Annotated in this window: 14 protein-coding genes; 6 read left to right on the plus strand and 8 right to left on the minus strand. The window is 70.0% G+C overall.

Annotation, left to right across the window (positions count from 1 at the left end):
- Positions 1-24 precede the first annotated feature (24 nt).
- From ACSQ14_RS00350 to ACSQ14_RS00370, 5 genes are all read right to left on the minus strand, one after another.
- Complete coding sequence (locus ACSQ14_RS00350) at positions 25-240, minus strand: helix-turn-helix transcriptional regulator (RefSeq protein ID WP_436008589.1); 216 nt, start codon at positions 238-240, stop codon at positions 25-27.
- Entirely contained in the window at positions 237-638 is a 402-nt protein-coding gene (locus ACSQ14_RS00355; protein WP_436008591.1) for a hypothetical protein, read from the minus strand. Before ACSQ14_RS00355 ends, ACSQ14_RS00350 begins: the two co-directional genes overlap by 4 nt.
- A 64-nt stretch (positions 639-702) precedes the next feature.
- Positions 703-1,704: an alpha/beta hydrolase gene (locus ACSQ14_RS00360; protein ID WP_436008593.1), complete on the minus strand. Its 1,002-nt coding sequence runs from the start codon at positions 1,702-1,704 to the stop codon at positions 703-705.
- 93 nt (positions 1,705-1,797) lie between these two features.
- Positions 1,798-3,102, minus strand: coding sequence for an acyl-CoA dehydrogenase family protein (locus tag ACSQ14_RS00365; protein WP_436008595.1), 1,305 nt, complete (start codon positions 3,100-3,102; stop codon positions 1,798-1,800).
- A 56-nt stretch (positions 3,103-3,158) separates the two neighbouring features.
- Positions 3,159-4,226, minus strand: a complete 1,068-nt coding sequence (locus tag ACSQ14_RS00370; RefSeq protein WP_436008597.1) for a phosphotransferase family protein — start codon at positions 4,224-4,226, stop codon at positions 3,159-3,161.
- Positions 4,227-4,433: 207 nt separating this feature from the next.
- On the opposite strand from ACSQ14_RS00370, the gene ACSQ14_RS00375 reads away from it, so the two are divergent.
- The 6 genes from ACSQ14_RS00375 (at position 4,434) to xth (ending at position 9,423) form a co-directional block, all read left to right on the plus strand.
- Positions 4,434-5,291 carry a helix-turn-helix transcriptional regulator gene (locus ACSQ14_RS00375; RefSeq protein WP_436008599.1) on the plus strand — a complete coding sequence of 286 codons (858 nt, stop codon included), beginning with the start codon at positions 4,434-4,436 and terminating at the stop codon, positions 5,289-5,291.
- A 154-nt stretch (positions 5,292-5,445) separates the two neighbouring features.
- Positions 5,446-6,597: a sulfotransferase family protein gene (locus tag ACSQ14_RS00380; protein WP_436008601.1), complete on the plus strand. Its 1,152-nt coding sequence runs from the start codon at positions 5,446-5,448 to the stop codon at positions 6,595-6,597.
- Between the two features lie 111 nt (positions 6,598-6,708).
- Positions 6,709-7,470, plus strand: coding sequence for an SDR family NAD(P)-dependent oxidoreductase (locus ACSQ14_RS00385; protein ID WP_436008603.1), 762 nt, complete (start codon positions 6,709-6,711; stop codon positions 7,468-7,470).
- Positions 7,471-7,487: 17 nt separating this feature from the next.
- Positions 7,488-7,922: a nuclear transport factor 2 family protein gene (locus ACSQ14_RS00390; RefSeq protein WP_436008605.1), complete on the plus strand. Its 435-nt coding sequence runs from the start codon at positions 7,488-7,490 to the stop codon at positions 7,920-7,922.
- Between the two features lie 69 nt (positions 7,923-7,991).
- A complete protein-coding gene (locus ACSQ14_RS00395) occupies positions 7,992-8,606 on the plus strand; it encodes a TetR/AcrR family transcriptional regulator (protein WP_436008607.1) in 615 nt (204 codons plus the stop codon).
- Positions 8,607-8,649: 43 nt separating this feature from the next.
- On the plus strand, positions 8,650-9,423 hold the full coding sequence (gene xth / locus ACSQ14_RS00400) for an exodeoxyribonuclease III (RefSeq protein WP_436008609.1): 774 nt from the start codon (positions 8,650-8,652) through the stop codon (positions 9,421-9,423).
- 133 nt (positions 9,424-9,556) lie between these two features.
- On the opposite strand, the gene metK is transcribed toward xth, so the two are convergent.
- The 3 genes from metK to lnt form a co-directional block, all read right to left on the minus strand.
- Positions 9,557-10,777 carry a methionine adenosyltransferase gene (gene metK / locus ACSQ14_RS00405; RefSeq protein WP_436008611.1) on the minus strand — a complete coding sequence of 407 codons (1,221 nt, stop codon included), beginning with the start codon at positions 10,775-10,777 and terminating at the stop codon, positions 9,557-9,559.
- A 114-nt stretch (positions 10,778-10,891) separates the two neighbouring features.
- A complete protein-coding gene (locus ACSQ14_RS00410) occupies positions 10,892-11,302 on the minus strand; it encodes a helix-turn-helix domain-containing protein (RefSeq protein WP_436008613.1) in 411 nt (136 codons plus the stop codon).
- 57 nt (positions 11,303-11,359) lie between these two features.
- Positions 11,360-12,928, minus strand: coding sequence for an apolipoprotein N-acyltransferase (gene lnt, locus ACSQ14_RS00415; RefSeq protein WP_436008615.1), 1,569 nt, complete (start codon positions 12,926-12,928; stop codon positions 11,360-11,362).

Consider the following 12,928-nt stretch of genomic DNA (forward strand, 5'->3'; position numbering starts at 1 on the left):
TCCGAATGTTGTTTGGTTGTGGGTTCAGGCCGTCGCGCGGGCGTCGACGTCCGGGTCCTCGAAGATGTCTTCGATGCGGGCCCCGAACAGCCGGGCGATGCGGAAGGCGAGCGGCAGGCTCGGGTCGAACTTGCCGGTCTCGATCGCGTTGAAGCTCTGCCGGGAAATCTGCAGGCGCGCAGCGGCGTCGGCCTGGCTCCAGGCGCGCTCGGCGCGCAGCACCTTCAGGCGGTTTCTCAACTGTACTTCCGCCAGACGAACGGCAGGGAGATCAACATGCCGAGGCAGAAGACCGGAAACACCCAGTAGGCGTGCAGGTGCGGCGCGCCGCCGAACGCCTCGAGGAAGCCCCAGACGGTCGAGGCCGACAGCGCCAGCGCCGAGCCCCACAGGAGCTGCTGGATGACCCGCGCCCGCAGCACTTCGTCGGTCTCTTCGACCAGCAGCCGGCCGAGCGCCCAGACCACCGCCAGGATCGGCAGGGCCGGGAGCACGGCGAGCCCATAGCGCAGCGGCGGCCCGGGCGCGGCCGCGCTCTGCATCAGCCAGATCACCCCGACGAGCAGGACGACGTAGATCGCCATCGCCGTCACGAAGCGTCGGACGTAGCGGCGACTGGCGGCGCCCACGGCTGACATGTCATGCTCCCTTGTCTTTGTGTCAAGGAAGCACGACACCGCTCAGCCGGTCAAGGGAGCGGCCTCAGAGCCCGGCGAAGGCCCGCGCCAAGGCCTCGCGGCGCAGCCGCAGCGTGGTCTGCACCTGTGGCGCGCCGAGGCCGGCGGCGCCGAAGCCGTGGAACCCGCCGGGGATCACGTGCAGCTCGGCCGGCACGCCGGCGCGGATCAGGCGCCGGGCGTACTCCACATCCTCTTCCAGGAAGAGGTCGAGCGCGCCGACCAGGATGAAGGCCGGCGGCAGGCCGGCGAGGTCCGCGACCCGGGCCGGCGCCGCGCCGTAGGGCGTCTCCGGCCCGCCGGGCTCGATGCCCAGCAGCGCCTTCCAGCCGTAGCGGTTGTTGGCCGGCGGCCAGACGAACTCGCCGCAATAGGGGTGTGGATCGCTGGTCGCGCCGGTGCGATCGTCGAGCATCGGCGAGTCCAGCGACTGGAAGAGGATCGGGATCTCGCCGCGGTCGCGGGCGTAGATCGCCAGGGCCGCGGCGTGGCCGCCGCCGGCGCTCTCGCCGCCGACGGCGATCCGGCCGCGATCGACGCCCAACACCTCGGCCTCGGCGTGCAGCCATTTCAGCGCCGCATAGCCGTCCTCGACCGCGCCGGGGAAGCGGGTCTCCGGGGCCAGCCGGTAGTCGACCGAGACCACCACGCAGCCCAGCTCATGGGCCAGGCTGCGGTTGGAGCCGTCGTTGAGGTCGGCCGTGCCCAGCACATAGCCGCCGCCATGCAGATGCAGGAAGGCTGGCCGCGGCGCTGTCGCCGCGCCTGGCGGGGTGTAGACCAGCACGCGGACGTCCGGCGCGCCGTTCAGTCCGGGCACGAACCGGTCCTCGCACGCCACCGCCTGTTGCTCCGCCGACAACGGCGGCTGGGTGAAACCGGACTGCAGGGCCTCGCCGCTGCGCAGGTAGGCGATGAAGGCGTCGTTCAGCTCGAAGCTCGGCATCAGCTCGAGCGCCGGGGCGAGTTCCGGCGCGATCATCGCGCGCGTCGTCTTGGGCGGCGATCCCGCCTCGGCGTCGGCCATGCTGTTTCCTTCTTGGACGGCTTATGGCTCCGCCCACGCCGTAACGCCCCCTCAGTGGAGGGGGCGTTCAGCGCAAGGCGAAGCCGCTTGCGCCTATTCCGCCGGCCGCGCCGCCGCGCCGTCAAGCAGGTGGGCGTACTTGGCCCGGGCCTTCTCGCGCTTGGTCGGGATGTGCTCGGTCGGGAACAGGCCCGGCGCCGGGACCGCCGTCCTCAACAGGGCGTTGGCCACCTGCACCTGATGCACCTCGGTCGGGCCGTCGGCGACCGCCAGCATCGGCACGCCCATCCACATCTTGGCGAGCGGCGTCTCATGGGTGGTGCCGAGCGCCCCGTACAGGTGCACCGCGCGGCCGGCGATGTCGCCGTAGACCTTGGCCATCGCCACCTTGCACATGCCGATGTGGGTGCGCGCCGCGCCGTGCGGCAGGTTGTCGATCATCCAGGCGGTCTTCAGCACCAGCAGCCGGTACTGCTCGAGCTCGATCGCGGTGTCGGCGATCTGACCCTTGACGAACTGGTGGTCGCCGAGCTGCCGGCCCTGGGTGCGGCGCGAGACCGCGCGTTCGAGCATCATCTCCAGCGCCCGGCTGCACTGGCCGACCACCCGCATGGCGTGGTGGATGCGCCCGCCGCCGAGCCGCGACTGCGCGACCTTGAAGCCGCCGCCGGGCTGGCCGAGCATGGCGTCGAGCGGCACGCGGACGTGGTCGTAGCGGATGTAGCCGTGGATGCCCTGGTCTTCCGGCTCGTTCATCCCGGCGACGTTGCGCTTGATGACGATCCCCGGGGTCTCCGCCGGCACGATGAACATCGACATCCGCTCGTGCGGCGGGCTCTCGGGATTGGTCACCGCCATGACGATGTGGAAGGCGGCGTATTTGACGTTCGAAGCGTACCACTTCTCGCCGTCGATCACCCACTCGTCGCCCTCGCGCCAGGCCTTGCAGACGAACTCCTTGGGGTCGGCGCCGGCCTGCGGCTCGGTCATGGCGAAGGTCGAAACGATCTCGCCGTCGAGCAGCGGCTGCAGGAAACGCTGCTTCTGCTCCGGCGTGCCGTAGAGCGCCAGGATCTCGGCGTTGCCGGTGTCGGGCGCCGCACAGCCGAACACCGTCGGCGCCCAGGAGGCGCGGCCGATGATCTCGTTCATCAAGGCCAGCTTGAGCTGGCCGTAGCCCTTGCCGCCAAGGCTGGGGTCGAGGTGGCAGGCGAACAGCCCCTGGGCCTTCACCTGGTCGCGCAGCGGCTCGAGGATCGCCTGCGAGACCGGGTTCTTCTTGTCGTAGGGCGCGCCGCCGTCGGGGAACAGCAGGTCGAGATCCTCGACCTCCTCGCGCACGAAGCGGCTCATCCAGTCGAGCTTTTCCTGGAATTCGGGGTCGACGCGGAAATCCATGGTCGTTGTCCTTGAAATCGTCGTGCTGACTGGGCGGTGTGCCGAGGGGGCCGGGCTCAGCCGGCGATGATCTGACGGGCCTTGGTGGTGAGCCACGTGGCGTAGCCGTGAACGCTCTCGCCGACCTCGGCCGGGACCTTGCCGGCCTTCGAGGCCGCGACGGTGCCTTCCAGCAGGCAGGCCAGCTTGTAGCAGCCCAGGGCGAAGAACCACGGGGTCGCGCTCATGTCGCGGCCGGTCAGCTCGCCGTAGAGCCGGATGAGGTCGGCGCGCGAACCGAAGTCCCGCCACGGGCTGACCAGCGGCTTCTTGCCGGGCGGATCGCCGTCCTCCCACCAGCTGGTGAGGATCCAGCCGAGGTCGAGCATCGGATCGCCGAGCGTCGTCAGCTCCCAGTCGATCACGCCGGAGATCCGCGGCGCCGCGAGCGAGAACATCACGTTGGCGAACTGGAAGTCGCCGTGGATCAGGCCGATCCGGCGCTCGGTCGGCAGATGGTCCGACAGCCACTGGCCGACCTCGTCGAAGTGCGGGAGGTCCTTCGGATTGTAGCCGGGGGTGGTGGCGTAGCCCTCGAGCTGCGAGCGCCAGCGGGCGACCTGGCGGGCGTGCCAGTCGTCCGGCTTGCCGAGGTCGGCGAGGCCCACCGCGGCCGGGTCCACCGCGGCCAGCGCCGCCGCGGCGCGGACCATTTCCGGCCCCATCGCCGCACGCCAGCCGGAGTCGGTCGCGTAGTCGCCCTTCAGCTCGCCCATCGGCGCGAAGCCCTCAAGCGGCTGCATCAGGTAGAAGGCCGCGCCGATCACCTCCGGATCGTCGCAGCCGGCGTAGAAGTCGGGGTGCGGGACGGGACTGCCGGCCAGCGCCTGCAGCACGCGCGCCTCGCGCAGCATGGTCTCGTTGCTGTTCGGCCGCAGGTGCTTGGGCGGCCGGCGCAGCACGATGGCCTCCCCGCCGCGATCGAGCAGGAACACGCTGTTCGCCAGGCCGCCCTTCAGCTTCTTCACGCCGGTGACCGGGCCGGCGCCGGGAATGTCCTGAGCCTGAATCCACGCATTGAGGCGGGGCCAATCGAGCAGGCCGCCGAAGTCGTCGAGGCCGGCCGGCGGGGTGTCTGCGGGCATGCGTTTCCTCCTGTGCGCCGGTCGTCGCGCGATGCGAATTTCCCGCGATCCTCCGCCTGCGGGGGCAGGGCCGGCAACGGTCGAATATGTCGATATCGGGACACTGGGCCGAAAGCCGGACGCAAAGGAATTTTGTCCGTGCGCGCAATGCCCCTATATTGGCGGGCAAGCCGGCACGGGATCGGCGGTGGGGCCGGAACCGGCGACATGAACACACCGACAGTCACCATCGAGGCCGAGCTGCGCGTGCCGATCGCGACAGCTCTGCTTGCGCGCTTCGATGTGCCCGGGCCGGCCGACCACACTTACCAGGAGAAGGACGACTACTGGCTCGACCTGTGCCTGACGCCGCGGCCGAACCAGACGCGGGCGCGTTACCGCGACCGCTGGGGCCCGCACCGCTTCGAGCGGGTCGGCCCGGTGTTCATGCTGCCGCGCGGCGAGGCGCTGCAGTTCAAGAGCGAGGGCGGCTCCCAGGCCTCGATCATCTGCCAGCTCAAGCCTGAGCCGATCCGCGAGTTCCTCGAGCAGCGGCTGTCGTGGACCGACCGGCGGCTGCAGGCCAGCCTCGACATTTCCAACGACAACATCCGCGGCCTGCTGCGGCGGCTCGGCCAGGAGCTGCGCTATCCGGGCTTCGCCAGCGAGATGATGGCCGAGCTGATCGCCGGCCAGATCAGCATCGAACTCGGCCGCTACTGCTCGGCGATCGACGAGGCGCCGGCCAGCGGCGGCCTCGCCTCCTGGCGGCTGCGGATGATCGACGAGCGGCTGGCCGAGGTCCGCGAGGCGCCGACGCTCACCGAGCTCGCCTCGCTCTGCAACATGTCGGTGCGGCAGCTGACCCGCGGCTTCCGCACCAGCCGCGGCTGCTCGATCGGCGACTACATCACCCAGAGCCGGATCGACATCGCCAAGCGGCTGCTGGACAGCGACGAGAGCATTAAGGCGATCGCCCGCTCGATGGGCTTCGCCTCGGCCTCCAGCTTCAGCTACGCCTTCCGCCGCGGCGCCGGCGTCACGCCGCGAACATTCCGCACCCGCGTGCTGCGCGGCAGCCATTAGGGTCGCGCGACGGCGGCCGACGGCCTGAATCGCACATTCTGGCCGGGGCTCGACCGCCAACGGCGTTGCCAAGACGCCGGCCGGCGCAGGACAACCGTTTCCATCGAAGCCCGCGCGCCTGGCGCGCCGGGCGCTCTGAGAGGATACGCCGGACATGGCCCAGCCGTTGGTCGTCGACCAGTTGATTGAAAAAGCCCAGGCCGCGACCGGCCTCGAGCGCTTCGACTCCGAATCCTTCCGCGAAGGCCTCGAGATCCTGGTGAAGGATCTCAACGATCTCGGCGTCGTCGAGCAGCTCGTGCCGCGCAACGAGAACGAGATCGTCAACGCGCTCGCCAACCGGCTGAAGATCACGGACTACTTGGCGAAGAACCCGGAGCTGCTGCAGCGGCCGGTCGAGCGCCCGGTGTTCGTCTTCGGCGTGCCGCGCACCGGCACGACCCTGCTCTCCAACCTGCTGGCCGCCGACCCCAACCGCCGCTCGCCGCTGACCTGGGAGATCGACGATCCGGTCCCGCCGGCGACCACCGCGACGCTCTACAGCGACCCGCGCGCGATCGCCCGGCTGGAGCAGGAAAAGGCGATGCTCGCCGCCAATCCGGACATGGGCAAGTACTACCGCAACTCGGCCATCTATCCGAACGAGTGCATCTTCTTCATGCACAGCGACTTCAAAACCCTGAACTGGGAATCGAAGGGCAAGCTGCCGAACTACAAGGACTACATCTTCTCGACCGACACGACGTCGACCTACGAGTACCACAAGAAATTCCTGCAGGTGCTGCAGTCCCAGGCGCCCGGGACGTTTAACCTGAAGATGCCCTCGCACGCGTTGTGGCTCGACACGCTGCTGAAGATCTATCCGGACGCGCGCCTGGTGTGGACGCACCGCGACCCGCTGACCGCCGTCGGCTCGTTCTGCAGCCTGATCACGCTGGGTCATCGCGGCGGCAGCGGGCGCATCGACAAGGACTGGATCGCCGAGGACATGCCGTGGCAGGCGGTGCTGCACGCCGACCGGATCATGGACTTCCGCGACCGCGCCGGCGAGGACCGGGTGATCGACGTCCATTACGCCGACCTGATGCGCAGCCCGATCGAGCAGATGCGCAAGCTGTACGCGGCGCTGGGCGACGAGTTCACCCCGGAGGCCCAGGCCGGCATGCAGGGCTGGCTGGACGACAACCCGCAGGGCAAGTTCGGCCGCCACGAGTACAAGCTCGCCGAGTTCGGCCTGACCCCCGACCAGGTGCGCGGCAAGTTCGAGCGTTACCTGTCGCGCTACGAGGTCGAAGCCGAGGGCTGATCCTGGCGACCGCTCCGGCGATGAAGTGATCGCGCCGGAGCGGGCCCCTGGCGCTCCGCGCCGCCCTGGTGTCATCTCCTGCGCAAGCAACGAGAGACGGGGGGACGACGCGTGACCAGGATCTTCGACCTGAGCGGCAGGACCGCGCTCGTCACCGGGGCCGCCAGCGGCATCGGGGTCGGCATCGCCGAGGTGCTGGCCGAGGCCGGCGCCACCGTCGTGATCGCCGATCTCGACAAGGCCAAAGCGCAGGCCCAGGTCGAGGCGCTGACCGCCGCCGGCCACCGCGCCGGCGCGGTGCAGATCAACGTCGCCGACGAAGCCTCGGTCGTGGCCGGCTACGCCGAGGTCGTCGCGACCTACGGCGCCCCCTGGATCCTGGTGAACAACGCCGGCCTGCAGGATCGCGAAATGCTGCTCGACGGCACCGTCGCCTTCTGGGACCGCACGCTCGACGTCAACACCCGCGGGCCCTTCCTGATGAGCCGCGAGGCGGCCCGCGCGATGGTCGCCCAGGGCGACGGCGGCCGCATCGTCCACATCGCCTCGGCCGCGCTGATCGGCTCGCTGGTCAAGGGCCACGCGGCCTACGCCAGCGCCAAGGCCGCGCTGGTCGGCCTCGCCCACGCCAGCGCGCTCGACCTGATCGAGCATGGGATCACCGTCAACACCGTGCTGCCGGGCGGGGTCGCCACTCCCGGCGCGATCGGCGCCCAGGGGCCCGCCCCGGACGGCCCGGCGCGCCGCCGGCCGCCGCTCGGCATGTGCGAGCCGCGTGACATCGGCGCGGCGGTGCTGTTCTTCGCTTCGCCGGGCGCGGCCCGCGTCACCAACCAGACGCTGGCGGTCGACGGCGGATGGTCGGTGACCTGAGAGACGAGGAGAGCGCCGTGAGCGACGTCGACACGATCAAGGACTGGATGGCGATCTGCAACGCCAAGGCGCGCTACTGCCGGACCTTGGACACCAAGGACTGGGCCGGCTACCGCGACCTGTTCACCGAGGACTATGAACTGGACGTCAGCGAAGGCACCGACCTGCCGATCATCCGCGGCCGCGACGCCGCCATCGCCCAGGTCCAGTCGTCGATCCTGACCGCCAAGACCGCCCACCAGGTCCACTCGCCGGAGATCACCATCAACGGCGACGAGGCCTTCGCCATCTGGGCCCTGCAGGACCGGGTGGTCTGGGGGCCCGGCAAGGCGCTCACCGGCTACGGCCACTACCACGAGCGCTGGGTGCGCCAGAACGGCGAGTGGAAGATCGCCGCCCTGAAGCTCACGCGGCTGCACATCGACTTCGAGATGGCCACGCCGGCGTCCTGACGCCTACGGCCTGCGGCCTTGATCCTGAGGGGTCCGTCGTGAGAATGCCGCAGGGCGGAGGTGAGTGTGGTGTCGTCGAACCGACGGATCGGTCTGGAGCAGTCCAAGACCCGCGCGCTGCTGCTTGACGCCACCGAGACGGTCATGCGCGAGGAGGGCTACGCCGCGGTCAGCTCGCGGCGGGTGGCCAGCCGGGCGGGCCTGAAGCCGCAGCTGGTCCACTATTACTTCCGCACCATGGACGACCTGTTCCTGGCGCTGTTCCAGCGGCGCACGGACGAAGGGCTGGCGCGCCACGCCCAGGCGCTGGAGTCCGACCAGCCGCTGCGGGCCATGTGGGAGATCAGCCGCGACCCGGAAGGCACGGCGGTGATCATGGAATTCTCGGCGCTGGCCAACCACCGCAAGGTGATCGCCGCCGAGATCCAGCGCTATGGCGAGAAGCTGCGCGAAATGCAGACCACCGCGTTCACCCGTCACCTCGCGGCGCGCGGCGTCGACCTGGAGCTCTATCCGCCGGCGATCGTCTCGGTCCTGCTGACCAGCCTGTCGCTGTTCCTGCGGATGGAGGACGGCGTCGGCATCAGCGCCGGCCACGCCGAAACCGAGGCGCTGGTGGAGCGCTGGCTCAGCCAGATCGACGGCGCGCCGCGGCCGCCGAAACCGACGGCTGGGGCCGAGTGATCCGCGCCCGGCTTCAGGCGTTGCCGTCTGAAGCGAGGGGATGATGAAGATCGCCACCTTCAATGTGAACGGGATCAACGGCCGCCTGCCGGTGCTGCTGCGCTGGCTGGACGAAGCCCGGCCCGACGTCGTCTGCCTGCAGGAGCTGAAGGCGCAGCACGACAACTTCCCGCGCGCGGCGATCGAGGCGGCCGGCTACGGCGCGATCTGGCAGGGTCAGAAGAGCTGGAACGGCGTCGCCATCCTGGCGCGCGGATGCGAGCCGCACGAGACGCGCCGCGGCCTGCCGGGCGGCGACGAAGACACCCAGAGCCGCTACCTCGAGGCGGCGGTCCGCGGGGTGCTCATCGGCTGCCTCTACCTGCCGAACGGCAACCCCGCCCCAGGGCCCAAGTTCAGCTACAAGCTGGCCTGGTTCGAGCGGCTGAAGGCGGTGGCGCGCGGCCTGCTGGCGCAGGACCTGCCGGTGGTGCTGGCCGGCGACTACAACGTCATGCCGACCGACCTCGACGTCTACAAGCCGGAGCGCTGGCTGGACGACGCCCTGTTCCGCCCGGAGGTACGGCAGGCCTACGCCGAGCTGCTCGCACAGGGCTGGACCGACGCCCTGCGCGCGCGGCATCCGGGCGAGCGGATCTACACCTTCTGGGACTATTTCCGGAACGCCTATGCGCGCGACGCCGGCCTGCGCATCGACCACCTGCTGCTCAGCCCGGCGGTGGCGCCGCGGCTGAAGGCGGCCGAGGTCGACCGCGAGGTCCGCGGCTGGGAGAAGGCCAGCGACCACGCGCCGGTCTGGATCGAGCTGGCGGACTGAGCGCCGAGATCCTCCCCCACAGGGGGAGGTGGCCGACGGCCGGAGGGGGTTTCAGCCGCCGACTCTGCGGCCTTCAACCCCCTCACCCGCTTCGCGGGAGCTCCCCCTCAGGGGGAGCACCTAGTGCGCCGCCTTACGCCAGCGCGCGCAGCTGATCGATCAGGTCGGTCTTCTCCCAGGAGAAGCCGCCCTCGTTGTCCGGCGCGCGGCCGAAGTGGCCGTAGGCCGAGGTGCGGGCGTAGATCGGCCGGTTCAGGCCGAGATGCTCGCGGATCGCCCGCGGCGTGGCGCCGCCGAGCATTTCCGGCAGGGCGACTTCCAGCTTGGCCGGGTCGATCTCGCCGGTGTCGTGCAGGTCGACGTAGAAGCTCAGCGGCTTGGCGACGCCGATGGCGTAGCTGATCTGGATGGTGCAGCGCTTGGCCAGGCCGGCGGCGACCACGTTCTTCGCCAGGTAGCGGCAGGCGTAGGCCGCCGACCGGTCGACCTTGGTCGGGTCCTTGCCGGAGAAGGCGCCGCCGCCGTGCGGCGCGGCCCCGCCGTAGGTGTCGACGATGATCTTGCGGCCGGTCAGGCCGGCGTCGCCGTCCGGGCCGCCGATCTCGAAGCGGCCGGTCGGGTTCACGTGCCACTTGGTCTTCTTGGTGATCAGCCCGGCCGGGAAGACGCTCTCGACGTAGGGACGGATCTCCGCCTCGACGCGCTTGGGCGTCGCGAGATGGATGCCGATGCGCTTCTTGTGCTGGGTCGAGACGACGATCTGCAGCACTTCGACCGGCTGGCCGTTCTCGTAGCGCAGGGTGACCTGGCTCTTGGCGTCCGGCTCGAGCGCTTCGCACTCGCCGCTGTGACGCACCTCGGCCAGCTTCTTCAGGATGTTGTGGCTGTACTGCAGGGTCGCCGGCATCAGCTCCGGCGTCTCGTTGCAGGCGTAGCCGAACATGATGCCCTGGTCGCCGGCGCCCTCGTCCTTCTTGTCGTTCGCGTCGACGCCCTGGGCGATGTGCGCGGACTGTTCGTGCAGGAAGCAGGCGTACTTGGCCTTGGCCCAGTGGAAGCCCTTCTGCTCGTACCCGATCGCCTTGACCGCCTCGCGGACCTTCGGCTCCAGGCTTTTGACGATTTCCTTCGTCAGTGCCTTGTTCTCGGCCTTCGAGCCGCCCGGCCGGCCGGCGCGGACTTCGCCCGCCAGCACGATGCGGTTGGTGGTGACCAGGGTCTCGCAGGCGACGCGCGCTTCCGGCTCGACGCTCAGAAAGGCGTCGACGACGGTGTCGGAGATACGGTCGGCCACCTTGTCGGGGTGACCCTCGGACACGCTCTCGCTGGTGAAGATGTAGCTGGAACGGCTCACGCTCAGGCTCCGGGAACTAGAGGCGCCGCTCGAACGGCAGCCGAGGATAGGTCGCAAAGCCTATAAAGAAATCTTTATGTCCCGCCAAGACAGGTCCGCAGGCGACGGAGCGTCTCAGCCCTCTTCCGGCTCGGCCGCCATGGTGCGGACCAGCTCGATAATCTGCCGGCGCACGCGCGGCTTCTGGATCTGCGGAAAGTAGCGGGCGAGCTCCATGCCGTCGCTGGTCAGCAGGAACTCCTCGAGCCCCGGGCCGCCGTCGACGCAGAGCGCCCCGTCGGTCCCCAGCCCCTCGAAGAAGTAGGCGATGCTGGTGTTGAGGGCGCGGGCGAGCTCCCACAGCTTCGAGGCGCTAACCCGGTTGGCGGCGCGCTCGTACTTCTGCACCTGCTGGAAGGTCAGGCCGATGGACTCCGCCAGCTTCTCCTGGCTGATGCCCAGCTCTTTGCGGCGCAGACGGATGCGCAAGCCGACGTGACGGTCGATCGGATTCGGACCGGCCTCGAGGTCTGCGAGCTTGTCCATGGGTCCCCGCCTCAAAGTTCGTAAACTCTGAAACAATCCACGACGACGTTCAAGGAATCATGCTCGCCGGACGCGATTTGCCAACGCGGCGCCTATCGACGCGAGCAACATCAGCGCGAAGGCGGCGTCGTTCCAGCGCACATAGGGCGTCGGCGCGAGCGCCGGCGGCAGCCGGGCGTCGATCACTCCGAACTCGCCCAGCCCCAGCCGCGCGCCCGGCAGCAACCGGCCGTAGGCGTCGATCACCGCCGAGACCCCGGTGGGGGTGGCGCGGACGATCGGCAGTCCCTCCTCGATCGCCCGGTAGCTGGCGAGGTTGAGGTGCTGCAGCGGGCCGCTGGCCATGCCGAACCAGGCGTCATTGGAGACATTGAGGATCCAGGCCGGCCGCACCCCGGCCTCGGCGACGCCGCGGCGCGCCAGGCCGGGGAACAGGGCCTCGTAGCAGATCAGCGGCTGCACCGGCGGTACGCCCGCGGCGATCATCGGCCGCGCCGGCGGACCGGCGGTGAAGTCCTCCGGCATGTGCACCAAGCTGCGGAAGCCGACCTTGGTCGCCAGATCGCCGAGCGGCATGTACTCGCCGAACGGCACCAGGTGGTGCTTGTCGTAGACGCCGGTCAGCCGCAGGCCGACGTCCTCGCGGCGGAAGGCGACCAGGCTGTTGAAGTAGCGGTATTCGCCGTCCGGTCCGCGCTCGGCGCGGTTGGCCCCCATCAGCAGGCTCTGGCCCGGGGCGAAGGTCGCCGTCAGCGCCGGCGCATAGGGCAGGCCGGGGGCCAGCAGCTGGTCGACCACCGCCGGCAGCGCGCCCTCCGGCCAGACGACGATGTCCGGCTGCACCGCGGCGGGCCGGCGCGACAGCTCGAGATAGGTGGCGAAGATCGAGTCGAGGTTCTCCGGCCGCCACTTCTCCTTCTGGTCGATGTTGGCCTGCACGACGCGGATCATCGGGGCCGACGCCGACGCCGGCTGGGCGCCTGCAAGCCGCGCCGCGCCGAAGCCGTAGAGGCCGACCAGCGCCAGCACGGCGGCGCCCAGGGCCATGGCGCGGGCCGCGCGCGGCCGCGCGTCGAACAGCAGCGCCGGCGCGCTGGCGATCGCCAGGGTGATCCAGCTCAGGCCGTAGACGCCAACCACCGCGGCGATCTGCGACGGCGCCGAGCCCGCCCGCCAGCTGGATCCCGGAGGATTCCAGGGAAACCCCGTCAGCACATGGCCGCGCAGCCATTCGAAGCCGGCCAGGCAGCCGGCGAACACCAGCACTCGTATGAACCCGTGCGGCTTCAGGGCGCGATAGAGCGAGGCCGCGGCGCCCCAGAACAGCGCCAGCCCGCCGGCTAGCAACAGCAAGGCGAACGGGGCCATCCAGCCCTGGGTCGCGGCGTCGACCATGAACGGCTCGACGATCCACCAGACGCTGACGGCGAAGAACCCGAGCCCGGCGAGCCAGCCGCGGAAGAAAGCCTGCCTGAGCGGCCGCTCGGCGGGCGCGTCGACCATCCGCAGCATCAGGGCGTAGCCCAGCAGGCCGACGATCAGGCCGAACGGCGGATGGGCGAACCCGGCCGCCAGGCCGGCGAGCAGCGCCAGGCCGCGTTCAGGCCACGCTGAGCGCCGCTTCAC

Source organism: Phenylobacterium sp. LjRoot219 (genome assembly GCF_964252995.1).
Taxonomy (GTDB): Bacteria; Pseudomonadota; Alphaproteobacteria; order Caulobacterales; family Caulobacteraceae; genus Phenylobacterium.

Excerpts from the sequence above, each read along its gene's own strand:
- ACSQ14_RS00360 (WP_436008593.1), bottom strand. The coding sequence starts at position 1,704 with ATGGCCGACGCCGAGGCGGGATCGCCGCCCAAGACGACGCGCGCGATG.
- ACSQ14_RS00375 (WP_436008599.1), top strand. The coding sequence starts at position 4,434 with ATGAACACACCGACAGTCACCATCGAGGCCGAGCTGCGCGTGCCGATC.
- xth (WP_436008609.1), top strand. The coding sequence starts at position 8,650 with ATGAAGATCGCCACCTTCAATGTGAACGGGATCAACGGCCGCCTGCCG.
- ACSQ14_RS00355 (WP_436008591.1), bottom strand. The coding sequence starts at position 638 with ATGTCAGCCGTGGGCGCCGCCAGTCGCCGCTACGTCCGACGCTTCGTG.
- ACSQ14_RS00365 (WP_436008595.1), bottom strand. The coding sequence starts at position 3,102 with ATGGATTTCCGCGTCGACCCCGAATTCCAGGAAAAGCTCGACTGGATG.
- ACSQ14_RS00410 (WP_436008613.1), bottom strand. The coding sequence starts at position 11,302 with ATGGACAAGCTCGCAGACCTCGAGGCCGGTCCGAATCCGATCGACCGT.
- ACSQ14_RS00380 (WP_436008601.1), top strand. The coding sequence starts at position 5,446 with ATGGCCCAGCCGTTGGTCGTCGACCAGTTGATTGAAAAAGCCCAGGCC.
- ACSQ14_RS00370 (WP_436008597.1), bottom strand. The coding sequence starts at position 4,226 with ATGCCCGCAGACACCCCGCCGGCCGGCCTCGACGACTTCGGCGGCCTG.